Raw genomic sequence first — 24,153 nt, forward strand, 5'->3', positions numbered from 1 at the left:
GCATGGCTCGACGCTACCGCGGCTCGTTCTGGTGGGTGCGAACCGTTGGTTCGCACGCTCTCCGGTTCACGCCCCGCCCTTGAGGATCACTTCGGCCAGGCGGTCGTAATCACCATTGAAGTGGTGGTCGCCAGGCAGCTTCACCTTCTGCACGCCGTCGTTGGCCGGCAGGCCGGGGCACAGCGCGTCATCGTCGTCCTGGCCGTACACGCACAGCGTCTTGCCAGTCGGGAGTCTGGCCACTTCCGGCGCGATCGGCAGGCCGTCGCCGCCACCGCCCAGCCAGTTGCTGACGTGGAATTCGAAGTCGGCCTTCTTGCCTACCGACAGCAGCACGATACGGTCCAGCGCCGCACGGGTATCGGCATCGAGCTGGTTGATGGTCGCCGGCAGCACGTCGGCGCCCTGCGAGAAACCGATCAGCATCACCTTGTCGCGGTGCCACTGCTGGCGGTAGTGGTCGATGATCTTCTGCAGGTCAGCAGCGAAGCCCTTCGGCGTGCGCTCGCTCCAGAAGTAGCGCAGCGAGTCGATGCCGACCACGGCCACGCCATGCTCGTTGAGCGACGATGCCACGTCCTTGTCCAGGCCGGCCCAGCCACCATCGCCGGAAACGAACACGGCCAGCGTGTCGCCGTTGCCGGTCGCCGGTACTTCCACCACCGGCAGGCCCTTCAGCGCGGCCGGCGGCGGTGCCAGGCTGACGCCCGCCTGCGCACCCATCACCCGCGCGGCAGCCACCAGGCCCGGTGAGGCATCACCACGCGCGGTGCGCTTGAACTCGCGCGCCATCGCGACCTGCTGCACGAACCCGCTGGCCTCACCCACCTTGCAACCGTGATCACCCGCTGCACTCAACCATGGGAAGTTCAGTTCGGCGGGTTGCAGCGTGTTGCGCTTCACACCATCGCCGCAGACCATGCGCTCGTGGTTGTGGTCCGGGCAGAAGCCGGTGGTGAGCAGGCCGGCGAACACCTGGGTGTCGGCCTGCGCGGCCAGTGAGTAGGCCATTTCTGCACCTTCACCATCGCCGCCGACCAGCGGCAGGTGGTAGCCGGGCAGATGCAGGGAGGCCTGCAGCCAGCGCGAGAAGTTCTCGACGTCGCCGGAGCCGAACGAACAGGTGGGGTCGCCCTCACGCTTGAGCACCCCGCGCAGGTGCGCGATGTCCACGGCTGCGACCATCGCACCATCGGCACGCAGGGCCTCGATCGGCAGACGGCTGGTATCGCCACCGGCGGAAGGTTCATGGAACCAGATCACCACCCGCTGCGGCGTTCCCGATGGCATGTGCACCGGAATCTGTTCGAACCGCCCGTGGCTGAACTGCTGCACGGTCGCTGCCGCTGTTGCCGGCAGTGCGGCCAGCGCCAGCACCACACCCATTACCCTGACCAGCCCTGCACGCTTCATATCGCAGCCCCGATGGAATGCGCACACGATACGCTGCCTCCACGTGCACGGCACGTACCGGTGCAGGCTGTTGGGCTTTCAGCAGGCTGCGGCGCGACGACTGCGCCGATACAGCGCCAGCGCCAGATACAGCAGCCAGCCCACGATCGCCACGATCACCACTTTCTGCCCCAGCCCGCGCGGCGGCCCGCCACGCCACAGCACGTGCAGCCACAGCAGCACGAAGGCCAGCCAGGCCCAGCCCCAGAGCAGGCCGGCGGCAGATTGCCAGCCCGGTTCGCGGCGCAGGTACCAGGCCTGCAACAGCATGCCGACGCTGGCGCACAGGAACGCGGTGTTGGCCGCCAGCCCATGGATGAATGGTGCCAGCAGCGGCGTGGCTTCGGGCAGCCAACTGTCACCGATGGCGACCGTGGCCAGGCCCAGCGCCGAGACCGTGAACAGCAGCGGCGCTGCCGCGCTGCGCCGTGGGCCGATGCTGCCGCGATAAAGGGCGATGCCGAGCAGGGCGATCGCCAATGCCAGCAGGCAGTAGGCCGCGCGCAACGCCAGCCCCCACGGCCCATGCAGGTAGAGGCTGAGCGTGGCCCGCACCCAGTCCAGGTCGGTGCGTGCGAACTGCGTCCACAGCGCGGTGGCCAGGAACAGAACCAGGGCTGCCAGCGCCAACAGCGCCGCCGGACGCGCGCGGCTCATGCGGAGGCCTCCGGGTGCCGCGCCTGCCATTCGGCCAACGCCTTGCGGTAGCGCTGCAGCTCATCGGCATACAGATCCAGCACGCACAGCGGGCAACCGCTGCCGCAGCATTCGTTGGGACCGGGCTCTTCCGGCGGCAGCGGACGGGGATCGGGATCAGGGACGGACACGGTTGGAAGCGGCGATCGGTGGAAACAGGCCCCAGTGTACCGGGCTGGCTCAGTGGTCCAGCTGGCGGCGCAGGTTGTCGCGCGCGGCCGCGTCGAGGCGCTGGTGGAAGAATTCGCTGAGGAAGATGCGCGGTGCGCGCAGCAGGCCCTGCAGGAAACGGCGACGGCCGGCGCGATACAGGAAGCCCGGCACCACGCCCTTGTACTCCTCGGCCACGCCACGGTCATAGGCAGTGAACACCGGTTCCGGCGCGGCCAGGATCGCCATGTCGCAGTCCAGGAACAACGCGGCCTCGGCATCGACATCGTCCGGGCCGAGCGCGCCATGGCGGGCGGTCAGCAGGATCAGCTGCTCGACCCGGGCGGCATCGACGGCGGCGAGTTCCGGCGCCTGCGCGATCGCCTGCAGGGCCAGCTGCGCCGAACGCGCCTCGTTGTCCTTTCGCCCCGCCACGTAGATCGCATCGTGGTAGAGCACGGCCAGGTAGACCTCGGCCGGTTGCTGCCAGCCGGGGCCGTCGGCAACCTCCTGGCAGTGCTGCAGCACCGCGCGCACGTGGCCGAAGTGGTGGTAGGCCCGTGGCGGCGTTGCATAGCTGTCCTGCAGCGCCTGCCACTGCACTGGAGCGAGCGTCAGCGGGGAAAAGTCCATGCGCGGATCATCCCGCCTGCGCCGGTGGCGGGCAAGCTGTCACTTTTTTCACCACGCCCTCACAAGGCCCTTCGCACTAGGCCGCAGCACGGTTGTCCACAGCTTTGTCGAGCGCTGGTCCACACCGGTTGTGGATGAACCCGCGGACCGACCAGCGGTCGCTGCAGCGGTGCGCGCACAGGTCTACACTCGCCTCAGGCGGGAGCGCCCGCCGCTGCCGGGAGCCGTCATGTACCGTCCTGCCGCCCGATCCGTTCTGCTCGCACTGGCCGCATTGGCGGCACCGTCCGCGATCGCACTCAACCCTGCCGCGACCGAAGCCCCCGCGGTTGTTGCCAGCACCGCCGCGGCGACGATTCCGACGCCGCAGCAGGTGTTCGCAATTCCGCCGGCGATGCGCGACATGCTGCGCACGCAGGTGATCAATCGCAGTTACTCGCGCGAGCAGCGCCTGCAGGCGCTGGTGGAAATGATCTTCGACCGCCACGGCCTGGACCTGCAGTACGACGCCGATGCGACCCTCACCGTCAGCGAGATCTGGCAGCAGCGGCGCGCCAACTGCCTGGCCTTTACCCTGATGTTCGTCGCGCTGGCACGCGAAGCCGGCATCCAGGCACGCGTGCAGGAAGTCGGCCAGGTGGTGTCGTGGTACCAGGACCAGGCCCAGGGCCTGGTCTACAGCGTCGGCCACGTCAATGCCGGGGTCGGCTTCGCCGGCCGCTTCGCCACCGTCGATCTGGATCGCAACGTGCTGTACGACCGCCGCGGGCCGCTGCCGATCAGCCAGGCACGGGCATTGGCACACTTCTACAACAACCGCGGCGCCGAACGCATGGCCAGCGGCGATCTGGTGGGTGCACGCACCTTCTTCAATGCCGCGCTGGCACAGGACAACAGCTTCGCCGCCACCTGGAACAACCTGGGCGTGCTGGAAAACCGTACGGGCGATACCGCCGCCGCGCGCCGGACACTGGAAACGGCGCTGCGACTGGACGGCCGCCAGGACGCTGCACTGACCAACGCCAGTGCGTTGTACCGAAAGCTGGGCATGGTCGTGCAGGCGCAGGCGCTGGAGCAGCGGCTGCAGTCAGTGCAGCGCGAGGATCCGTTCGCGCAGTACATGCTCGGCGCCGAGGCCGAACGCGCCGGCCAACTGGATCAGGCGATCCGCTATTACCGGCAGGCCGTGCGCCTGTACGACACCGCACACCAGTTCCACTTCGGGCTGGCGCGGGCCTACTTTCTGGCCGGCCAGCTCAAGCGCGCCGATCGTGAACTGCTGCGCGCGCAGGAGCTGGGCGGTGCCCCGCAGCAGGCGCGCTACCAGGCCAAGCTGGACAGCCTGGCCCGCTGGCGCGCACAGCAGCAGGCCAGGCGTTGAAAGCCGCTCAGGCCTTCTTGAGGAAGCAGGTCTTCAGGACCAGGCCCTTGATCTTGTCCGAGTTGCCTTCGATGTGCTCGGCATCGTCCTCGACCAGGCGGATGTTGCGGATCACGGTGCCCTGCTTGAGCGGGATCGAGGAACCTTTCACCTTCAGGTCCTTGATCACGGTGACGGTGTCACCGGCCTGCAGGGTGTTGCCGTTGCTGTCACGCACGACCAGGGTCGAACCGGCACCCTCCTCGGCGGTCCATTCGAAGCCGCAGTCGGCGCAGATCCACAGCGCGCCATCGGCATAGGTGTTTTCCAGGGTGCACTGCGGGCAGGCGGGGGCAGAAGACATCAGCAAGTACCTCAAAGTGAATCAACAGCCGCCATTGTAACCGCCCGGCTCCCCTGCCCTTTTCCGGGCGGCACCCGGCGGACCGCATGACCCGATCCAGAACCCCGATCCGGATCGGGAGGCCGCAGGAACTTGCAGTCGGCGGCGAACTGCAGCAGAGTGCGCGGCCCCTGATCGCCCCCGGAACTCCCCATGCGCCTCGGCATCGACTTCGGTACCAGCAATTCCGCCGCCGCCATCGTGCATGAGGGGAAACTGCTGCCGATCCGCTTCGGCGACGCCGAGCAGTTCCGCACCAGCGTGTATTTCCCCGGCGTGGTACCCGACCCGGACGACTTCCAGCTCGACGACGGCCAGGAACACCAGCTGCAGCAGATGATCGACAGCGCCGCGCGCGCGGCGCGTGCCGCCGGCCAGGAACGCACGCCGCAGGCGCTGCGCCGCGAAGCCCTGCGCGCGCTGCGCCGGGAATGGATGGAAGCCCGCGCCGGCAAGGAACGCAGCGCCAACGACCTGCTGCAGAACGCGGTCTACGGCGACGAAGCGCTGGAAGCCTATTTCGAGGAACACGAAGGCAACCTGGTGCAGAGCCCGAAGTCGATGCTCGGCTACAACCTGCACCCGCGCGCGAAGCAGACCATCACCGGCATCGCCGCGCACATCCTCGAACACATCCGCCTGACCGCCAGCGCCCAGCTCGGCCAGCCGCTGCGCGCCGCCCTGCTCGGGCGTCCGGTGCAGTTCCGCAGTTCGATCGGCGCAGCCGGCAACGACCAGGCGCTGGACATCCTGCGCGAAGCGGCCACCCAGGCCGGCTTCGACCAGATCGATTTCCTCGAGGAACCGGCCGCGGCGGCCATGCACTACCACGCCGAAAGCCGCGAGCGGCACCAGGCGGTGATCGTCGATATCGGCGGCGGCACCACCGACATCGCCCATGCCGAGGTCGGCGGCAACGACGCTCCGCGCATCCACCGCGCCTGGGGTATCGCCCGCGGCGGTACCGATATCGACCTGGCGCTGAGCCTGTCCAGCTACATGCCGCTGTTCGGCCGCGGCATCACCCGCGTGCCCGCCCACCACTACGTGGAAGCCGCCACGGTGCAGGACATGACCCGCCAGCGCGACTTCCGCCTGCACAAGTACGACCATGTGGACGCGCCCTGGGGCGACCGCCTGCAGGCCCTGCAGGACACCGGCAACACCGCCCGCCTGTACCGCGATGTCGAACGCGCCAAGATCGCCCTCAGCGCTGCCAGCGAGCACCGCAGCACGCTGGACTACATCGCCCGCGACCTGCATGCCGACAGCAGCGCCGACGGCCTGGCCGCCGCCGCCCATGGCTACCTGGAGCAGATCCGGGAGCTGCTGGCCCAGGTCCGCAGTGACATCGGCGGCGACCCGGATGCGGTGTTCCTGACCGGTGGCATGTCCCGCGCCGGCTACCTGCGCCAGGCAGTGGCGGCCGCCTTCCCGGGCGCCCGCGTGGTCCACGGCGAGCCCTCGCTGGGGGTGGTCCAGGGCCTTGCGCTGGCGGCAGCCAGCCAGGATTAACAAAACGTTACGCGGTCTAAGTTACTCTTGGTCGGCTAGAACCCTGCTGCACCTTCCACCGGCCACGCCGGTGTGTGTCCACGGTGCAGCCTGGCCCGCCCAGCGGGCCTAGCGGCCATGCCTTCCTGGCTCGTTCATGGTCCGCGCAGCACCTGAGCCGCCATCGAGACCCGCTTTGGGCACCCGCCAGGCCCCTGAGGCCTTACAACCTGACACAGCACCTGCACCCATCGACTGCCGCCGTTGTGACGCGGTCTGTTGCCGGTTGCCCGTGCTGCTGCAGCCCGGCGACCACGTGCCCGGCCAGTTCCTGTCACGCGACACCCACGGCCGTGCCGTGATGGCGCGCAACGAGGAAGGCTGGTGCGCGGCGATCGATCCCTATCACCTGCGCTGCACGATCTATTCGCAGCGCCCGGCGATCTGCCGCCAGTTTTCGATGGGCGGCGATGACTGCCGCCGCGAGCGGCAGGACTACCTGCGCCAGGCCGACGCCTGGGCGCTTTCCTCCCCTTCCACCTGACAGGAGCAACCATGCCCCGCAAGGCAAAGACCCCCGCGAAGGCCAGCAACAGCATCCGCAGCGAACGCAAGGGCGCGGCCGCCAGCACCGTGGTCAGCAGCGATTCGATCGCTTCGGACCTGGCAGCGTTCCGCAAGGCCGGTGGCAAGATCGAAGTCCTCGGCACTACCTGGGCGCTGAAGAAAGCCAGCTGACCCAGCTCCGACCGCGGCGGCGCTGCCGCCGCGGCCTGCCGGATCGCGCTCAGCGATCCAGGCGTACCCGGACACTGCCCGAATGCGACTGGATGCGGATGTCACCGTCGCCATTGCCGAGCCGTGTATCGAGATGGCTGCCGGGGCCGTAGCGCGGCCGCTCCACCTGGCCGGCATCGCTGTTGATCGACCCGCTGAAGCTGTTCACCGACAGCTGCGCCGAGACCGTGCGCGGCAACCGCAGGTTGACCGACGCACTCACCGATTCGACATTGATACGGCCACCTGGTGCCAGCCCGGCCGCCGACAGGTCGATGCTGCCCGACACGGTTTCCACCGCCAGCCGCTGCACCCGCCCGGCATCGACCTCGACCCGGCCGGATACCGTCTGTGCACCGATGTCACCGGACACGCCGCCGCCAGCTTCGATGCGGCCACTGACCGTGTTCACGTCCAGCTTCGGCGTCTGCAGGCGCGCGATGACACCGCCGCTGACCGTATTGAGCTTGCTGTCGCCGCTGCGACCGGAGGCGCTCAGGCTGCCGCTGACCGTGTCGGCCTGCAGGCGGCGCACATCGATGCCGCTGATGTCCTGGCTGGCACTGACCGTGCTCAGCAGCAGTTCCACCGAGCGCGGCACGTTCAGCACCAGGGTGGCGCCACCGTTGTTGTTGCGACGCGGGTACTCGATCTCCCAGCGCACGCGGTTGGCACTCTTCTCCTGGCGCAGCTGCAGGCCATCGCTGAGCGTACCGGTGAGCTGCACGTCATTGCGGTCCCAGCCACGCACGGTCACTTTGCCGGCCACGTTGCTCAGTTCGATGCGGCCACCGGCGGCCAGGTTGTGGCGCTCGTCGATCTGGGTGTCAGCCAGGGCCACCGCCGGCAGCAGCAACAGCGCGGCGCAGCAGGTCATCAGGAATCGTGTCATCAGGGGTCTCCTCAGGTCGTCAGGCCGGACTCGGCGGCATAAGCCGCCTGCCGGGTCAATTCCAGCCGCAGCGCGTAGGTGCGCTTGAGCTGGCCAAGCAGATGCGGCGCACGCGGATCCTGCGCCAGCGCGGCCTGGATCTGTGCCGCGCTTTCATCGAGTTCGTGCAGCGCCGGCTGCCATTCCGGCGCCCGGCCTGCGGGCAACGAGGCCACTGCCTGCTGGTACTGCGCGGTCATCGCCGCGGCCTGCAGCTGCAGGGCAGAGGGCACCGGCGCGTCCGGCTGCGCATGGCGCCACGGCGCCACCGCGTAGAGCGCCAGGCTTGCGGCCAGTGCGGCCCCCACCGGCAACCACCAGCGCCGGCGCGAACGTGCAGGCATCGCCACAACGTTGTCGGCCGGCGCAGGCGCCGCCTGTGGTTCACGCGGCGGCAGCTGCGCCGCCAACCGCGCCCAGCCATCGGCGGGCAGGCTGCGTTCGGGCGGCAGCGCGCGCAGTCGGGCCGCCAGATCGTGGTCGGAATCGTGTTCGCGTGTACTCATGTCATGTCTCCCAGCCGTGCGCGCAACAGGCCGCGCGCACGATGCAACTGTGCCTTGGAACTGCCGACGGCCATCTGCAGCTGCTCGGCGATCTCGTGGTGTTTCCAGCCTTCGATGTCATGCAGCACCAGTACCGCGCGCGCCCGTGGTGGCAGCGTCGACAGCGCCCGTTCGAGGTCGCGTTCGGTGCCAGCACAACTGTCATGCACCGCCAGCTCCTGCAGTCCTCCGTCCACATCATCAAGACTGTCGTGGTCCTGCCCGGCGGCGCGCCCACGCAGTTCCATCAGCGCAGCGTTGACGCCCAGACGATGCAGCCAGGTCGACAGGCTGCTCTCGAAACGGAACCCGGGCAGCGCCTTCCACGCCTGCAGGAAGGCTTCCTGCAAGGCATCTTCGGCACGCGCCTGCTGGCCTCCGCACAGGCGCCACAGCACGGCGAACACGCGCGGCGCATGCCGCCGGTACAGTAGTTCATAGGCCGAGGTATCGCCGGCGGCCGCCGCCCGCACCAGGGCGGGTTCATCGACGGCGTCGTGGGCGGCAGGCGGCGCGGGCATGGTGGTGTCGAGCATATCGCTTGGATGCGGCGGCCCGGGAAAAGGTTTAGAGCCGGACGACGATCACTGCCGTGCAACCTTTTTGATGGCTGCTGCATCCATGGAAGGTCCTTCGCGAAATTGCCGTCCAGGAGTCCCTGCATGTCCAGCCCATCCTGCGCCGCCCTGCTGGTGATCGCCGCCTGTGTCGTGCTGCAGGCGCTGGGCCTGTCGCTGCACCTGCACCCCGACAACGGCCGCGCCTGCCTGCAGCAGCATCGCCAGGAGCTGGTCTGCCTGGCCTGGGTACCGGCGGTCGAAACCGGATCACACGCCGGGTAACATCGGGGGCCGTTTCCCCCTCCGTAGTCACCCCATGATGTTGTCGCTGAAGGATCACCTGCCGCCTTGGACCCACCCCTGGCTGAATGACGTGGGCATCGCCGTGAAGATCCTGCTGACCCTGCTGGCGGCCTGGCTGCTGCGGGTGCTGGCACGGCGCCTGATCCGCCGCTTCGCCGAGCACTACACGCTGCCACCGGAGATGGCGATGGGCGCGCGCCGGATCACCAGTTTCGTGGTCTATTTCAGTGCCCTGCTGTACATCCTCAGCCTGCTCGGCGCATCGCCATCGGTCCTGTGGACCGCCTTCACCGGCTTCGCGGCCGTGGGCGCGGTGGCCTTCTTCGCCGCCTGGAGCGTGCTGTCCAACATCTTCTGCACGCTGCTGATTTTCACCACCCGTCCGTTCCGCCTGCACGACTACATCGAGGTGCTGGAGAACGGCGAGAAGCCGGGCCTGAAGGGCCGGGTGATCGACGTGAACCTGATCTACACCACGCTGCAGGAGACCGGCGACGGCCACGAGGGCACGGTGCTGCAGCTGCCGAACAACCTGTTCTTCCAGCGCACGGTGCGCCGCTGGCGCGACCCGGCGCAGGCCCCCGGCGGCATCCAGGGCGACGGCTGAGGGTGGTTTTCGGCAGGGCTGCGCCCTGCACCTGCCGAAACAACGTCAACTTCAACATCAAGAACGGGCATTCCGTGGGATGGCGGGGTGGGTCCGGTTGAGGGGGGCGCCGTAAATACGTCCATGTAGGCTCGGTCGCCGCATCCATGCGGCTCACGCCCCCTCAACCGGACCCACCCCGCCCTCGACAGTTTCCCGCGATCTGCCGGAACGGCGTTCCGCTCTGGTGGGTGTCGACCTTGGTCGACACAGTAGAGCCACGCCATGCGTGGATGATTCATTCGATATCTGGCAGCAAAATCGTGTCGACCAAGGTCGACACCTACCAACAGCCGCGCGTTCCAACAGCCGCGTGAACCCGTCGAAGGTGGGGCGGTGTCGGAGTGCGGGGTGTCCGCGGCATGGATGCCGCGGCCAAGCCCCCATGGACGGGTTTACGGCGTCCCCGCGCTCCGACACCGCCCCGCCATCCCGCGGAATGCCAGCTTTTGCTTTTGCTGTTGATGTTGCCTTGGCTTGAAGCATCTGCGGGTGCAGGGCGCAGCCCTGCCGAGCAACCTTCACCTCAACTGGCTGTCCTTGCTGCCGCGCCGGTTGTAACCGGCATGCGCCTGCGCTTCATCATCATGTGCCTGCTGGCACGCCACGCACAGCCGAACACCAGGCACGGCCTGGCGCCGCGCCAACGGGATCGGCGCGTCGCATTCCTCACAGTGTTCCAGACCCGGGCCCTCGCGCAGTTGGCGCCGCGCGCGGGCGATCGCATCGTCGACGGTGGCGTCGATCTGGTCCTGGACCGCGCCGTCTCCCGCCCAACCGGTGGCCATGGCCATCCTCCGCAGGTGTGTCGCCTGATATGGGGACGATACACCCACGCACAAAGGAACAGACCTGTGGCGAGCCGAGCCATGCCCGGCGGGCCTTCAGCAGGCCGAGCAGTAAAATGAACGGGTCCGATCAGGCCGATTACGGCTTAATCCCCTCCGTCCCCTTTTTGCTTACCAGACCAGGTCGTCCGGCACCTGGAACTGCGCGTAATAGGCGTCGTCCTCGGCGTTGCCGGTGGAGATCTCGGCGGTCGAGCCCGGCTGGCCGTGATCGACGATGATCGCCTCCGGCGCGCGCTCACGCACCTTCTCGGCGGCAGCACGCGGCAGCAGGGCGTAGCCCTCGCCATGGGCAACGATGACCAGCACGCCCACCGACAGCGCCTTGCGCAGCTTGGGGTCGATCAGCAGGGTACGGATCGCCGCGCCGTCGCTGAAGCGGTACTCGTCGTCGCCTTTGTGGGGTACGGCGTGGGCCGTGATGATCTGCCTGGCCTGGGCCTTCTGTTCAGCCTGCCTGGCCTGGGCATTGCGTTCGGCGGCCAGTGCGCGGTCGCGCTCGACCTTCTCGGCGCGGGCACGTTCAGCCTCCCGCTGGACCTCGGCCGAGGTCGATTCGGCCTTGCCCTGGCGGGCCTTGGCCTGGGCGCTCGCGGCGGCGCTGGCCTGCGACTTCTTGGCCAGGCCGGCCTTGAGCAATTGTTCCTGCAGCGCGTTGGGCTTTGCCATGGTCGGTGCGTACCGCGTGTAATCTTGGATGTCCCCATTCTACCGACGCCCCGCCGCCCCTGCATGGCAGTCCTGAAGTACCTCACCGGCTATCCCGAACCCCTGGTCGCCCAGGTCAGCGAACTGCTGGCGCAGGGCAAGCTGGGCCCCTGGCTGCAACAGCGCTACCCGGACCCGCACGAGGTGCGCAGCGACCGCCAGCTGTACGACTACACCCAGGAGCTGAAGGACCGTTACCTGCGCAAGTCGGTGCCGCTCAACAAGGTCTGCTACGACAACACACTGGAAGTGATCAAGCACGCGCTGGGCACCCATACCGCCATTTCCCGCGTGCACGGCGGCCGCCTGAAGGCCAGCCGCGAGATCCGCATCGCTACTGTGTTCCGCCAGGCGCCAGCGGCGTTCCTGCGCATGATCGTGGTGCATGAGCTCGCCCACCTGAAGGAAGCCGACCACAACAAGGCCTTCTACCAGCTGTGCCAACACATGGAACCCGATTACCTGCAGCTGGAGTTCGATACCCGCCTGTACCTGACCGAGCTGGCCAACCGCGGCCAGCGCTGACCGGCCGCAGCAGCTACACTGCGCGCCCCCTGCCCGACCTGCCTGCCATGGAACCGATCCGTCTCGACAAACGCCTGTCCGCCCTGCTCGGCATCCCGCGCGGCGAAGCGCGGCGCTACATCGAAGGCGGCTGGGTCACGGTCAACGGCGAAGTGGTGGAACAGCCGCAGCGCCCGGTCGATGACAGCGCGGTGATCGTGGTGGCCGAACAGGCCAGCGATGAAAAGGCCGAGCGGGTCAGCATGCTGCTGCACAAGCCGGCCGGTGTCGCCGCCGAAACCCTGTGTGCCCTGGTCAGCAGTGACAGCCGCAGCGAACTTGATGCCAGCGACATCCGCCCGCTGCAGCGTCACTTCCACGGCCTGCAGCTGGCCGCCTCGCTGCCGGCCAGCGACAGCGGGCTGGTGGTGGTCAGCCAGGATCCGGCCACGCTGGCCCACCTGCAGCGCAACCTGGGCCGCACCGAGCAGGAATACCTGATCGAAGTGGCCGAAGGCGGTCCCGAGCGCGGCCCCTGGCTGATGGCGCGGCTGCAGCAGGAATCGGGCGGCGCCAAGGTCAGCTGGCAGAGCGAGCAGCGCCTGCGTTTCGCCGGCAAGGGGCTGACTGCCAAGGGCCTGCGCGTGGCGGTCACCGCCGCCGGCCTGCAGGTCACGGCCGTGCGCCGCCTGCGCATCGGACGCGTGGCGCTGGGGCCGCTGCCGCCGGCGCAGTGGCGCTATCTGGGCAGCGACGAGCGGTTCTGACGCTTCATCCCTCGGGGTCGGATCCCTTTCTGCGGGAAAGGGCTCCGACCCCATCCACGCATGGCGTGCGTCTACGGCGATAGCTCTGCCGGCTTTCATCCACGCATGGCGTGGCTCTACCATCGGGGCATGAGCCTGCCCACACCCTTGTGGCGACGCCTGCTGCGCGTCGCTGCGATCGTCATCGCCGCATTGTTGCTGCTGGTCCTGTCCGGCCTGCTGCTGGCCGACCACCTCACGCCGCAGGCGCACGGCGCGCCCTCGCAGGTGCTGCCACTACAACCCGCGCAGACCCGTATCGACCAGCAGATCGTGCCATTGCAGGAGGCCCATCCCGGCCAGTCGGGCGTGGCGTTCCTCAGCGATGGCATGGATGCGTTCGCCGCGCGCGCGCTGATCACCACCCACGCCGGCCGCAGCCTGGACCTGCAGTACTACATCTGGCACGACGACCTGATCGGCCACCTGATGGCCAAGGCGCTGTATGACGCCGCCGAGCGCGGTGTGCGCGTGCGCATCCTGCTCGACGACATGAACGCCAAGGACAAGGACGCGTTGATGATGGCACTCGATGCGCACCCGAACATCGAGATCCGCCTGTACAACCCGTTCCGCAACCGCAGCGGCATCGCACGCACGCTGGAACTGGTGCAGCGCGCCTTCAGCGTGAACCACCGCATGCACAACAAGAGCTGGATCGCCGATGGCCGCGTCGCGATCGTCGGTGGCCGCAACATCGGCGAGGAGTACTTCAGCGCGCGCGACGATGTGAACTTCCAGGACCTGGACCTGGTGGTGGCCGGCCCCGCCGTGCAGCAGGCCAACCGGATCTTCGACGACTACTGGAACAGCAGCGCGGCGATCCCGATTTCCGCGCTGGCCTCGTACAGCGATGAACAGCTGCGGCAACTCGTGCGGCAGTCGGACCTGGATGCGATGCATGCCAAGGCGCAGCCCTACCTGCAGCGCGTTGCAGAGTCGCGCCGCCTGCAACGCCCCAGCCCGGAGCCGCTGCACTGGAGCGCGAACGTGCGCATCGCCTCCGATCCGCCGATGAAGCACCGCGACGATGATCGCCGCAACTGGCTGGTCAACACGCTCAGCGACGAGCTGGCAACCGCCCGTCGCAGCGCACTGCTGATCTCGCCCTACTTCGTCCCTGGCAGCGAAGGCGTTGAAGGCCTGTCGGCGCTGGCCGCGCGCGGTGCGCAGGTCGGGGTGGTGACCAACTCACTGGCCGCCAACGACGTGGCGGCAGTGCACGGCGGCTACATGGGTTACCGCGTTCCACTGCTGAAGGCCGGTGTACAGCTGTACGAACTGAAGGCGCACGGCCAGCTGGATACCAGCCTGTTCGGCAGCAGTGGCGCCAGCCTGCACACCAAGGCGTTCGTGGTCGATGATCGCCGCGGCTTCGTCGGCTCGTTCAACCTCGACCCGCGCTCGGCCTACCTCAACACCGAGATGGGCGTGCTGTTCGACGATCCGGTGCTGGGCGCGCAGCTGCGCGACGAGTACCTGCGCCTGGCCAGCCCGGATCACAGCTGGTGGCTGGCCCTGGGACGCGATGATGGGCTGCGCTGGCTGCAGCGGCAGCCGCCACCGCATTGGGTGGAGGCCGAACCCGGGGCGAGCCTGGGCAAGCGCTGGACCGCGCGGGTGATCAGCTGGCTGCCGGTGGAATCGCAGCTGTAGCGCTCAGGACGCCGGACTGGCCTCGTCCTGTCCGGCCTCATCCAGCGTTTCCACGTTGCGCCCATGCAGGCGCCGCCAGATCCAGCGCAATGCATGCGGCGGTGCCGAAGGCAGCTGCTCCAGCAGGGCCAGCATGCGGCTCTGGCTGGCATGCCCATGGCGGCACAACAGGCTGGCCGCTGCGGCCGCGCTGGCCAGGCGCAGGCTGTCGGCCAACGGTCCTTCCGCATCCACCGCCAATGCCTGGTGAACCGGCTCAGGCAACTCCCATGCGGCGGCGACCCGCTGCGCCAGCGGCAACGACCACTGCTGCAGCAGCTGCAGGGCCAGGGCCGGCTCCACGGCCTCGCCACGGGCCTGCGCCTCCTGCAGCAGCTGACGCATCACCAGTGCCGCACCCAGCCCCTGCACCAGGCCCAGCCACTGCGCGGCGAAGGCATCGCCGAAGGTGACCGTGCGTGCGTGGTCGGCTGCTGCACGCGATGCCAGCAGCGCGTGCTCCCAGATGATCGCGCTGAACTGCGGGAATACCTCGCATTGCACCTGCATCACCGGCTGCACCAGTACCGCACTGATGATCTGGCGCACGCCCTCGGTGCCGACCAGCGTCACCGCCCGTTGCAGGCTCTCTACCGGGCGCTCGTGGACCTTGTAGGCCGGGCTGTTGGCGATGCGCAGCAGGTTGCCGGTCAGCACCGGGTCCTGGCCGATGATCGCGGCCATCACCCGGGCCGAGGCGGCATCGTCGTTGACGGTCTGGATCAGCTGCGGCAGCAGCTGCGGCCGGCGGGGCAGCTGCCTGGCCGCCCAGTCGCGGTCCTGCAGCGCGCGTGCCACCGCCTCGCCCAGGCCGGGGTCCTGCACCGGCGTTGGCTCGCCGGCCAGCCGTGGGTACAAGGCAAGCGCATGCAGCCCGCGTTGCAGGTGAGCGGCGATCTCCGCCGAGGGCAGCGCCTCGCCCTGCAGGCTTGCGGCTGCGGCGGCCACCGCCTGGCGGGACGCGGCAACCAGCCGCGCCGGTGCCGTCCCGGTCGAACGTGTCAGCCAGCCGCGCAGCGAGCGCCACCAGGCCGCTGTCATCGCCGCCCGTCCTGTCGTTGTGATGCCCTTGCCGTCACTGACCGCCCTGCCTCTTCACGCCCATCCGGCCACCCGCCGTCGTCGCAGCATCGGCCGCACTTTCATCTTCTTTAACCGGACGGCCGCCAACGTCGACGGCACCGGCCGGGGGAATGGACTAGAATGGCGCCGCGCGACCCGTCCCCCAGCCATGACGACGTCGCTTTTTTTGTTTTGGGACCCTACCGTTCACTGGCCGTTCGCTGCAGTTCGCCGCTGTTCGCGCCATCGGAGACGCCATGCTATTCGAAACCCTCGCCACCACCGGCCACGAACAAGTGGTGTTCTGCCACAACCACGACGCCGGCCTGAAGGCGATCATCGCCATCCACAACACCACCCTGGGCCCGGCCCTGGGCGGCGTGCGCATGCGCCCCTACGCCAGCACCGACGAGGCACTGGCCGACGTGCTGCGGCTGAGCCGGACGATGACCTACAAGAATGCGCTGGCCGGCCTCAACGTCGGTGGCGGCAAGGCGGTGATCATCGGCGACCCGAAGGTGGACAAGACCGAGGTGCTGTTCCGCGCCTTCGGCCGTTACGTCGACTCGCTGGGCGGCCGCTACATCACCGCCGAAGACGTCGGCACCGACGTCAACGACATGGAGAACATCTACCTGGAGAGCCAGTTCGTGACCGGCGTGCACCAGGTCCATGGCGGCTCCGGCGATCCGGCCCCGTTCACCGCCTACGGTGCGCTGCAGGCGCTGATGGCAGCGATGCGCTTCAAGTTCGGCCATGAGGAAGTGGGCAAGACCAGCATCGCGGTGCAGGGCCTGGGCCACATCGGCATGGAGCTGGTGAAGCTGCTGCGCGACCGCGGTGCCAAGCTGTATGTCACCGACCTGGACAGCGCGCTGGTTGATCGCGCGGTCAGCGATTTCGGCGCCGAAGCGGTCAAGCCGGACGAGATCCACGAAGTGAACGCCGACGTGTTCGCACCGTGCGCGCTGGAAGGCGCCATCAACGCCGACACCCTGCCGCGGATCAAGGCGAAGATCATCTGCGGTACCGCCAACAACCAGCTGTCGAGCCTGGAAATCGGCGATGAACTGCACGCGCGCGGCATCCTGTATGCACCGGACTATGCGGTCAACGCCGGTGGCGTGATGAACGTGTCGCTGGAGATCGATGGCTACAACCGCGAACGCGCGATGCGCCTGATCCGCAGCATCTATCACAACCTCACCCGCATCTTCGAACTGTCGCAGCGCGAGAACATCGCGCCGCAGCGTGCGGCCGACCGCATCGCCGAAAGCCGCATCCTGTCGATCGGCAAGCTGAAGATGCCGCTGGGCCGCAGTACCCCGCGCCTGGGCAACCTGCGCGGCGGCTGAGCCTGCGATGTCGCGCCGGGGCTGACGTCCCGGCGCGACCAACCCCTCAGAACCCGGTGCTGTAGCGCAGCGCCGCCTGGCGCGCGCCCTCGCCACCGACGCGCTGGTCGAAGCCCAGGCTCAGGCGGCCATTACGGCCCCACCACGACTCCAGCGCCACGCCGAACAGCGCACTGCCGCGCGGCGCGTTCCAGCCCGCCAGCGGCGCCCAGGCATCGACACCGACGAAACTGGCCTGCCAATCCGCATCGGCACCATCGAGCCGCTGCTGCCACTCGGCATGCCCACGCAGGGTCCAGCGCCCCCAACCGCGTTCGCCGCGGATACCGGCCAGCATCTGGCTGCGCTGTACGCGGTTGGCATCGCCACGCAGGCCGAAACCGAAACCACCCAGCTCGTTGAAGGCATCGGTATCCACGCGCGTGGTGCTGGCGCCCAGGTACGGTGTCAACGACGCGCCCGCGCGGCCGAAACGATAGCCGCCTTCGACGCTGGCACTGCTGAAGCGTCCGCCGTAACGTGCGGAAACACCGTAGGCACCGGCGCCCAGCAGCAACTGCCGATCCAGCGCACGGGTGAACTGGCCGCTGCCGACCTGGGCCAGCGCATAGCCCCGGCCCAGGTTCCAGCCGGCGTACAGCTGCGCCTGCGCCTGGCGATCACGTCCACGATCACCGCCGAAGCTGCTGCCACCATTGCTGCGGGTCTCGCCAAAGGCCACGCCCATCAGCCCATTGCTGCCCAGCGGCAGGTCCTGACCGGCCATCCAACCGCGGCTGTCGGCGGCATTGCCTGCAAAACTGCCCTGCCCGGCCTCACCGAGCGCGCTCTGCCAGGCCCCGCGCAGGCGCGGCGCCGCCTGCACGCGATCGAAACGCTCGGCAATGGCACGGCGTGACATGTCGATGCTGTCGAAGGTGGCCGACTCGGCCCGCGCATGCGCCTGCCCGGACAGGCTCTGCAGGCTGGCTGCCAGGCCCTCGCTGCCACCGCCGGTCCACTGCAGCGCACCGGCCGCCGTACCGAAGGCCGAGCCCTGCAGGGCGGGACTGCCATCGAGCGCGCTGAACGCACCTTCCAGTCGTTGCGCAGCGGACTGCGCCGAGGCCGTGAGCCCGCTCGCCGCTGCCGTTACGCTGACCTGGGTCAGGTTCAACCACGCGTTGTTGCTGTCATAGCCATAGCTGCTCTGCAGCAGCGACAGGCCCTGCAGGCCGCTGGAGGTGGCCGGGCTGCTGAAGGTGCCGCTCAGGCCACCGCCGGCGTGGATCAGGTCCTGGCGGCTGCCGTTCTGCGGCACATAGCCGGAGACGAAGCCGTGCACGCGCACGCCACCATTGATCGAGGCGGTGCCGGTCACCTGCAGCGCATTGGCCCCGAGCGCGATCATCAGCTGTGCGCCGGCCTGCTGGGTGTAGTTGCCCTCGATGGTGCCGGTGGTGTTGCCGGTGGTCAGGAACACGCTGCTGCCGTTGACCACGTTGCCGATCACACGCGGCGTGCCACCATTGAACTGCAGGCCGGTCGAATCCGGATCGGGCTGGCCGAGGATGGTCACGTTGGAACGGATGACACCGCCGTTCTGCAGCGACAGGATGCCGCGCTCGATGCGGGTGGCGCCGCTGTAGCTGTTGTTGCCCGCGAGCACCAGGGTGCCCCCGCCCTGCTTGACCAGGCCACCGCTGCCGACGATGTCGTTGCTCCACAGCGAACCACTCGATGGCGCATCGACATTGGCCACCACATCGCCCCAGTCGAAGCGGCCCGGGCCCTTGATCGCCCGCGAGATGTCGAGCAGGCCGTAGCCGAACACCGCATCCACGCCGGGCGCGCCGATGTCCTTGGCGGTGCCCAGCAGGGTCTGCCGCACCAGGTTGTTGTCGAAGTACGGGTAGCGCTGCCAGACCAGCGCAGCGGCGCCGGAGATCAACGGGGCGGCGAAGGACGTCCCGTAGTTCCAGTAGTAGGTGCTGCCGTTGGCATCGGGATAGACCGCGCTGCCCGGCGCCGCCAGGCAGTAGCGCGCCGCCTGGCCGCAGGCATTGGCATAGCTGGCCAGCGTGCCCGGTGCATAGGGATCCACCGCAGTCGCCACCAGCCAGCCGCGCTCCAGGTCGGCCGCCGGCAACGAGCCGGCAACGCCCTGCTGGCTGGGCAGCGCGGCCAGGCTGCTCGGTTCGGTGCGCGCGTCGTTGCCGGCCGCGAACACCACCAGGCCGCCATGGTTGATGACGAACGGACGATATTCGGCCGCCACCTGCGCGGTGGTCGGCAGGTCGGTCCAGTACAGGCCGCCCCACGAATTGTTCATCACCTTCACGTTGTAGCTGATCAGGTCCTGGTGGACCTGCGCCACGCCCAGCGGGCCACTGAAGGAATTGCCCTTGCCGCTGCCGTCATCGACGGGCGGCTTGTCGGCGATGATCCGCGCCGAGACGATCTGCGCACCGGGGGCGATGCCGCCCGGCCAGGATCCCACCGACGCGCCGGCAGCCAGGCTGGCGACCGCCGTGCCGTGGCCCACCACGTCGTCCACCAGCAGGTTGTTGCGCGCCGGATCGATGTAGTTGAGGTTGCCCACCACCCGCCCGTTCAACGCCGCGGCGTTGCGCTGCACGCCCGAATCGACGATGCCGATGCGCACGCCCTGCCCGGTCAGGCCGGCGGCCTGTGCGGCACGCGCATTGGTCACTGACAGGTGCGCGTCAAAGGCCGGTTCCTGCGGCTTGGCCGGCGGCGGCGGCGTCGGAGGGGGCGTGGTCGGGGGTGTCGGGGTTGTCGGAGGGGGATCGATGCGGACATTGCCGCCGCCTCCGCCGCCGCCACATGCCGTCATTGCCATCGCCAGCGCCGTTGCCAGCGCGGACCTCACCATCATCGTGCGTTCCATCGATTCCTTCCCATGAACGTTGGCCTGCCTACATCCCGGCAGGCGTGCGGTGCCGCCCAGCGGCGGCCCTCCCCGACCCTCTATACTTGGGCCGACCCCCACGCAGTCTGCCGGGAAACCGGGGCGCTTCCAACGTCCTCGGTCTCCTTTCCGAACATTGCTTACGCATCAACGAGATTGCCATGTCCAACATCGTCATCGCCGCCGCCAAGCGCACCGCCATCGGCTCCTTCCTCGGCCAGTTCAACGGCGTGCCGACCCCCACCCTCGGCGCGGCCGCCATCGCTGCCGCCCTGGAACAGTCGGGCGTGCCGGCCAGCGACGTCTCCGAGGTCCTCATGGGCTGCGTGCTGCCGGCCAACCTCGGCCAGGCGCCCGCCCGCCAGGCGGCGATCGCCGCCGGCATTCCGGTGTCGACCGGTGCCACCACCCTCAACAAGGTGTGCGGCTCGGGCATGAAGACCATCATGCTCGGCCATGACCTGATCAAGGCCGGTTCGGCCAGCATCGTGGTCGCCGGTGGCATGGAATCGATGTCCAACGCCCCGCACCTGCTGCCGAACTCGCGTACGGGCAACCGCTTCGGCAACTTCCAGGCGATCGACCACATGGCCCACGACGGCCTGATCAACGCCTACGACGGCAAGGCCATGGGTGAATTCGCCGAATGCGCCGTGGACAAGTACCAGTTCAGCCGCGAGGAGCAGGACGCCTACGCGATCGAATCGGTCAAGCGCGCGCAGGCGGCACAGGCCAACGGTGCGTTCGCCGACGAGATCGTCGCGGTGAAGGTCGCCACCCGCAAGGGCGAGGTCGAGGTCGCCACCGACGAGCAGCCCGGCCGCTCCGACATTGCCAAGATCCCGACCCTGCGCCCGGCCTTCAAGAAGGACGGCAGCGTCACCGCCGCCAGTTCCTCCAGCATCTCCGACGGCGCCGCCGCGGTAGTCCTGCTGACCGAGGAAGACGCGGCCGCACGTGGCATCACCCCGCTGGCCCGCATCGTCGGCCACGCCACCCATTCGCAGGAACCGGAGTGGTTCACCACCGCCCCGATCGGCGCGATCCACGCGCTGCTGGCCAAGACCGGCTGGTCGCTGGACCAGATCGACCTGTTCGAAATCAACGAAGCCTTTGCCGTGGTGGCAATGGCGCCGATGCGTGAGCTGGGCATCCCGCACGACAAGCTCAACGTGAATGGCGGTGCCTGCGCGCTGGGTCATCCCATCGGTGCCTCCGGTGCACGTCTGGTGGTGACCCTGGTCAACGCGCTGCGCACGCGCGGTGGCAAGCGCGGCATTGCCACCCTGTGCATCGGTGGCGGCGAAGCAACGGCAATCGCCATCGAATTGATTTAAAAAGATTTAACGATGATTTCGCAAAAATGAATGCGGGATCGCTTGACACCCAATCTTGGCTTGTCATCATGTTGTCGGCGCGCAGCATGCGCGTTGCCTAATTCTAACGACGAGGATTTACACAATGAGCATCAACAAGCTGCTGGTCGCGATGTCCCTGGCTCTGGCCCTGGCCGCCTGCTCGAAGCAGGAAGCTGCCCAGGACGCCGCTGCTTCGGCCAACGAAGCCGCCACCGAAGCCCAGGCTGCTGCCGACCAGGCCGCTGCTGCCGGCGCCCAGACCGCCGACGCTGCCCAGCAGGCTGCCAACACCGCCGCCACCGCTGCTGACGCTGCGACCGACGCTGCTGCCAACACCGCTGCTGCTGCCACCGACGCTGCTGCCGGCGCTGCTGCCGACGCTGCCAAGGCTGCCGAAGGCACCGCCGAGAAGGCCAAGGACGCTGCTGAAGAAGCCAAGAAGTAATAACTTCTTTCTTCACGCTGTTCTGGAAAAGCCGCTGGTTCGCCAGCGGCTTTTTCTTTGCGCCGATGCCACCGCACAGCGCAGGCATCGCGACCCCGTCTTCACAACGGCATGAATAGGCTGGCGTCCCCATCCATTGCAGTACTGGAGACCGCCATGAAGATTCGCCCGATCACCACCACGCTGCTGGCCGCCTCCCTGCTGCTGGCCCTGGCCGCCTGCAAGGGCCCGGAAGCCGAACAGGCCAAGCAGGACGCGCAGCAGGCTGCCGACAGCGCCGGCGCGGCTGCCCGCGATGCCGTCGACAAGGCAGCGGAAGCCACCCGCGACGCCGCCGACAAGACCGCTGCAGCCTCCGAGCAGGCCGCCGCCGATACCCAGCAGGCACTGGACAAGGCCGCAGACGCCACCGCCAACGCCGCTGACAAGGCCAAGGTCGCCGCGACCGACGCCGCTGCTCACGCCAGCGACGCCACCGCCAACGCCGCGCAAAAGGTGGCCGACAAGGCCCGCGACGTCGCCAATGACGCGAAGGCGAACGCGGCCAAGGAAGAAGCCAAGCACTAAGGCGTACCGGCAGCCGGGCATGAGCCCGGCGCTACAGGAAAAGCCGCGGCACTGCCGCGGCTTTTCTGCATTTCGCTCTCCGCTCTTTGTGTTGATTCCGTGGTGGACGGCACGGAAACCGTCCAAGGCCGCGCGGGTGGGTTGCGCAGGGGCGTGAGCCGCATGGATGCGGCGACCGAGCTTACATGGACGTACTTGCAGCGCCCCCTGCGCAACCCACCCGCGCGGCCCGCTCACGAAGCAGACGCCGCGCCGCCCACCACGAGGGGCTCCGCCGTTGGCCGCCTCCTACGGCATCGCGCGCACCAGCATCGCCGACAGATCCACGCCCATCGGCAGGGTCCCGAACACCAGCCCATGCTCCCCTTGCAGCCGGCTGCGCACGAACGCCTCTGCCATCGGACTCCGCGCACGCAACAGCAGCGCGGCCTGCAACAACAGCGCAGTGCGCTCGCAGAACAGCCGCGCCTGCGACTCATCCGGTGGCGGCGCCGCTGCCCAACGCTGCAAAGCCGCTGCGTAGCGCGCATCACGATCAGCCACCGCCGCCAGCTCAGCGCGCAGCGCCGCCAGCGTCTCCGGTTCGCGCGCCAGCGCGCGCAGCACGTCCAGGCACTGGATGTTGCCGCTTCCTTCCCAGATCGAATTCAACGGTGCCTGCCGGTACAGCCGTGGCAGCATCGATTCCTCCACATAGCCCGCACCGCCCAGGCATTCCTGTGCTTCATTGACGAAGGCCGGCGCGCGCTTGCACAGCCAGTACTTGCCCAGCGCCGTCCCCACCCGTGCCAATGCAGCTTCGTTGGCATCCACGCCGGCCCGGTCCACCGCACGCGCGATGCGCATCGACAGCACCGTGGCCGCTTCCGACTCCAGTGCCAGGTCGGCCAGCACATTGGTCATCAACGGATGCTCGACCAGCAGCTTGCCGAACGTGCGGCGATGCCGTGCGTGATGCAGCGCCTGCGCAAGCGCCATGCGCATTTCCGCCGCCGCACCCAGCATGCAGTCCAGGCGGGTCATCATCACCATGCCGATGATGGTGGCCACGCCGCGTCCTTCCTCACCCACGCGCCACGCCTGCGCCCCGCAGAACTCGACTTCGCTGGAGGCATTGGCCCAATCGCCGAGCTTGTCCTTCAAGCGCATCAACCGGAAGGCGTTGCGGTCACCGTCGGCCAGCCGGCGCGGCATCAACAGGCAGGTCAGTCCTCCCGGCGCCTGCGCCAGTACCAGGAAGCCATCGCACATCGGTGCGGAAAAGAACCACTTGTGACCGACCAGGCGATAGCGCTCGCCATCGATCGGTTCGGCGCGCGTGCTGTTGGCGCGCACATCCGAGCCTCCCTGCTTTTCGGTCATGCCCATGCCCAACGTGATGCCGGCCTTGTCCGCCACCGGCACATCGCGCGGGTCATAGACCGGTGCTGCGGCCTTGCGTGCCCACTCGGCCAGGTGTGGCTGCGTGTGCAGCACCGCTACTGCCGCATGGGTCATCGTCAACGGGCAACTGGTGCCGGCCTCGGCCTGGTGGTGCAGGTAGCTCAACACCGCACGCGCGACATGCGCGCCGGGTTGCGGCTCGTGCCAGGACAACCCGGCGACGCCGTGCGATTTCGCCGTGCCCATCAACTGGTGATAGGCCGGATGGAACTCCACCGTATCGATGCGATGGCCCTGCGCATCATGCGTGCGCAGGCGCGGCCGATCGCGGTTGGCATCGAAGCCGAGCCGGTACAGCTCGTCACCCGCCAGCCCGCCATAGACCGCCAGCCGCGGCGCGAAGCTGCCAGCACCTTCGCGCTGCACCGCCTCCATCAGCGCCACGTCATCGGTCCACAACTGGCGCCCCGCGAATGGCGGCGGCTGGTTCAGCACCACGTGGGTTTCGTACGGCGCGCTGCTGCTGAAGCTGGGTCCACTCATCCGGTCCGTCCTGGCGGC

The 24,153-nt window shown here is 68.4% G+C and carries 26 protein-coding genes; 13 read left to right on the forward strand and 13 right to left on the reverse strand.

All coding sequences use genetic code 11. The features are described 5' to 3' along the window. Positions 1-66 precede the first annotated feature (66 nt). From DFO63_RS06020 to DFO63_RS06035, 4 genes are all read right to left on the reverse strand, one after another. Positions 67-1,413, reverse strand: coding sequence for an AcvB/VirJ family lysyl-phosphatidylglycerol hydrolase (locus DFO63_RS06020; RefSeq protein WP_310648410.1), 1,347 nt, complete (start codon positions 1,411-1,413; stop codon positions 67-69). A gap of 78 nt (positions 1,414-1,491) precedes the next feature. Next, positions 1,492-2,109, reverse strand: coding sequence for a DUF998 domain-containing protein (locus DFO63_RS06025; protein ID WP_119006596.1), 618 nt, complete (start codon positions 2,107-2,109; stop codon positions 1,492-1,494). Then, complete coding sequence (locus DFO63_RS06030; protein WP_032958663.1) at positions 2,106-2,279, reverse strand: oxidoreductase-like domain-containing protein; 174 nt, start codon at positions 2,277-2,279, stop codon at positions 2,106-2,108. Before DFO63_RS06030 ends, DFO63_RS06025 begins: the two co-directional genes overlap by 4 nt. A 49-nt stretch (positions 2,280-2,328) precedes the next feature. After that, a complete protein-coding gene (locus DFO63_RS06035; protein WP_119006597.1) occupies positions 2,329-2,931 on the reverse strand; it encodes a hypothetical protein in 603 nt (200 codons plus the stop codon). A gap of 229 nt (positions 2,932-3,160) precedes the next feature. Between DFO63_RS06035 and DFO63_RS06040 the strand changes: the two genes are divergently transcribed. Continuing rightward, positions 3,161-4,312, forward strand: a complete 1,152-nt coding sequence (locus DFO63_RS06040) for a tetratricopeptide repeat protein (protein ID WP_119006598.1) — start codon at positions 3,161-3,163, stop codon at positions 4,310-4,312. A 7-nt stretch (positions 4,313-4,319) separates the two neighbouring features. Here the strand turns inward: DFO63_RS06040 and DFO63_RS06045 are convergent, their stop codons facing one another. After that, entirely contained in the window at positions 4,320-4,655 is a 336-nt protein-coding gene (locus tag DFO63_RS06045) for a zinc ribbon domain-containing protein YjdM (protein WP_014038055.1), read from the reverse strand. Between the two features lie 192 nt (positions 4,656-4,847). Between DFO63_RS06045 and DFO63_RS06050 the strand changes: the two genes are divergently transcribed. The 3 genes from DFO63_RS06050 (at position 4,848) to DFO63_RS06060 (ending at position 6,926) form a co-directional block, all read left to right on the forward strand. After that, positions 4,848-6,209 (forward strand): Hsp70 family protein, encoded by a 1,362-nt coding sequence (locus DFO63_RS06050; protein WP_119006599.1) that lies wholly within the window; start codon positions 4,848-4,850, stop codon positions 6,207-6,209. A gap of 229 nt (positions 6,210-6,438) precedes the next feature. Beyond that, positions 6,439-6,732 carry a YkgJ family cysteine cluster protein gene (locus tag DFO63_RS06055; protein ID WP_053462562.1) on the forward strand — a complete coding sequence of 98 codons (294 nt, stop codon included), beginning with the start codon at positions 6,439-6,441 and terminating at the stop codon, positions 6,730-6,732. 11 nt (positions 6,733-6,743) lie between these two features. Continuing rightward, the gene (locus DFO63_RS06060) at positions 6,744-6,926 is read left to right on the forward strand and encodes a hypothetical protein (protein WP_005410566.1); all 183 of its coding nucleotides are present in this window, start codon (positions 6,744-6,746) and stop codon (positions 6,924-6,926) included. 49 nt (positions 6,927-6,975) lie between these two features. Here the strand turns inward: DFO63_RS06060 and DFO63_RS06065 are convergent, their stop codons facing one another. The 3 genes from DFO63_RS06065 to DFO63_RS06075 are packed head-to-tail and all read right to left on the reverse strand — an operon-like array spanning position 6,976 to position 8,977. Beyond that, entirely contained in the window at positions 6,976-7,857 is an 882-nt protein-coding gene (locus tag DFO63_RS06065; RefSeq protein ID WP_119006600.1) for a DUF4097 family beta strand repeat-containing protein, read from the reverse strand. 11 nt (positions 7,858-7,868) lie between these two features. Then, a complete protein-coding gene (locus DFO63_RS06070) occupies positions 7,869-8,402 on the reverse strand; it encodes a hypothetical protein (RefSeq protein ID WP_049447110.1) in 534 nt (177 codons plus the stop codon). Next, on the reverse strand, positions 8,399-8,977 hold the full coding sequence (locus DFO63_RS06075) for a sigma-70 family RNA polymerase sigma factor (RefSeq protein WP_049447108.1): 579 nt from the start codon (positions 8,975-8,977) through the stop codon (positions 8,399-8,401). The genes DFO63_RS06070 and DFO63_RS06075 overlap by 4 nt, the downstream gene beginning before the upstream one ends. A 126-nt stretch (positions 8,978-9,103) precedes the next feature. On the opposite strand from DFO63_RS06075, the gene DFO63_RS06080 reads away from it, so the two are divergent. Both DFO63_RS06080 and DFO63_RS06085 read left to right on the forward strand, forming a co-directional pair. Continuing rightward, positions 9,104-9,283 (forward strand): hypothetical protein, encoded by a 180-nt coding sequence (locus DFO63_RS06080; protein WP_049447107.1) that lies wholly within the window; start codon positions 9,104-9,106, stop codon positions 9,281-9,283. A gap of 34 nt (positions 9,284-9,317) precedes the next feature. Next, the gene (locus DFO63_RS06085) at positions 9,318-9,911 is read left to right on the forward strand and encodes a mechanosensitive ion channel family protein (RefSeq protein ID WP_014038061.1); all 594 of its coding nucleotides are present in this window, start codon (positions 9,318-9,320) and stop codon (positions 9,909-9,911) included. Positions 9,912-10,471: 560 nt separating this feature from the next. Here the strand turns inward: DFO63_RS06085 and DFO63_RS06090 are convergent. Both DFO63_RS06090 and DFO63_RS06095 read right to left on the reverse strand, forming a co-directional pair. Then, a complete protein-coding gene (locus DFO63_RS06090) occupies positions 10,472-10,738 on the reverse strand; it encodes a DksA/TraR family C4-type zinc finger protein (RefSeq protein ID WP_032129365.1) in 267 nt (88 codons plus the stop codon). A gap of 171 nt (positions 10,739-10,909) precedes the next feature. Continuing rightward, the gene (locus tag DFO63_RS06095) at positions 10,910-11,467 is read right to left on the reverse strand and encodes a DUF2058 domain-containing protein (RefSeq protein WP_119006601.1); all 558 of its coding nucleotides are present in this window, start codon (positions 11,465-11,467) and stop codon (positions 10,910-10,912) included. Between the two features lie 63 nt (positions 11,468-11,530). Here DFO63_RS06095 and DFO63_RS06100 point away from each other — a divergent pair, with 63 nt between their 5' ends. The 3 genes from DFO63_RS06100 (at position 11,531) to DFO63_RS06110 (ending at position 14,472) form a co-directional block, all read left to right on the forward strand. Next, a complete protein-coding gene (locus DFO63_RS06100; RefSeq protein WP_043035443.1) occupies positions 11,531-12,031 on the forward strand; it encodes a M48 family metallopeptidase in 501 nt (166 codons plus the stop codon). A 47-nt stretch (positions 12,032-12,078) separates the two neighbouring features. After that, positions 12,079-12,777: an RNA pseudouridine synthase gene (locus tag DFO63_RS06105; RefSeq protein WP_119006602.1), complete on the forward strand. Its 699-nt coding sequence runs from the start codon at positions 12,079-12,081 to the stop codon at positions 12,775-12,777. 105 nt (positions 12,778-12,882) lie between these two features. Continuing rightward, the gene (locus tag DFO63_RS06110; RefSeq protein ID WP_119006603.1) at positions 12,883-14,472 is read left to right on the forward strand and encodes a phospholipase D family protein; all 1,590 of its coding nucleotides are present in this window, start codon (positions 12,883-12,885) and stop codon (positions 14,470-14,472) included. 3 nt (positions 14,473-14,475) lie between these two features. Here the strand turns inward: DFO63_RS06110 and DFO63_RS06115 are convergent, their stop codons facing one another. After that, on the reverse strand, positions 14,476-15,552 hold the full coding sequence (locus DFO63_RS06115) for an HDOD domain-containing protein (protein WP_075676981.1): 1,077 nt from the start codon (positions 15,550-15,552) through the stop codon (positions 14,476-14,478). 278 nt (positions 15,553-15,830) lie between these two features. Here DFO63_RS06115 and DFO63_RS06120 point away from each other — a divergent pair, with 278 nt between their 5' ends. Further along, positions 15,831-16,928: a Glu/Leu/Phe/Val dehydrogenase dimerization domain-containing protein gene (locus DFO63_RS06120; RefSeq protein ID WP_008264553.1), complete on the forward strand. Its 1,098-nt coding sequence runs from the start codon at positions 15,831-15,833 to the stop codon at positions 16,926-16,928. A 46-nt stretch (positions 16,929-16,974) separates the two neighbouring features. Here the strand turns inward: DFO63_RS06120 and DFO63_RS06125 are convergent, their stop codons facing one another. Then, entirely contained in the window at positions 16,975-19,818 is a 2,844-nt protein-coding gene (locus DFO63_RS06125; protein ID WP_119006604.1) for a S8 family serine peptidase, read from the reverse strand. A 182-nt stretch (positions 19,819-20,000) separates the two neighbouring features. On the opposite strand from DFO63_RS06125, the gene DFO63_RS06130 reads away from it, so the two are divergent. The 3 genes from DFO63_RS06130 (at position 20,001) to DFO63_RS06140 (ending at position 22,209) form a co-directional block, all read left to right on the forward strand. Then, on the forward strand, positions 20,001-21,176 hold the full coding sequence (locus DFO63_RS06130) for a thiolase family protein (RefSeq protein ID WP_049447097.1): 1,176 nt from the start codon (positions 20,001-20,003) through the stop codon (positions 21,174-21,176). 124 nt (positions 21,177-21,300) lie between these two features. Continuing rightward, positions 21,301-21,642 carry a hypothetical protein gene (locus DFO63_RS06135; protein WP_014038070.1) on the forward strand — a complete coding sequence of 114 codons (342 nt, stop codon included), beginning with the start codon at positions 21,301-21,303 and terminating at the stop codon, positions 21,640-21,642. Between the two features lie 156 nt (positions 21,643-21,798). Further along, a complete protein-coding gene (locus tag DFO63_RS06140; protein WP_049447096.1) occupies positions 21,799-22,209 on the forward strand; it encodes a hypothetical protein in 411 nt (136 codons plus the stop codon). Between the two features lie 288 nt (positions 22,210-22,497). Here the strand turns inward: DFO63_RS06140 and DFO63_RS06145 are convergent, their stop codons facing one another. Continuing rightward, positions 22,498-24,135 (reverse strand): acyl-CoA dehydrogenase family protein, encoded by a 1,638-nt coding sequence (locus DFO63_RS06145; RefSeq protein WP_101765902.1) that lies wholly within the window; start codon positions 24,133-24,135, stop codon positions 22,498-22,500. Positions 24,136-24,153 lie beyond the last annotated feature (18 nt).

Origin of the sequence: Stenotrophomonas sp. AG209, assembly GCF_003550055.1 — a bacterium.
Lineage (GTDB): Bacteria > Pseudomonadota > Gammaproteobacteria > Xanthomonadales > Xanthomonadaceae > Stenotrophomonas.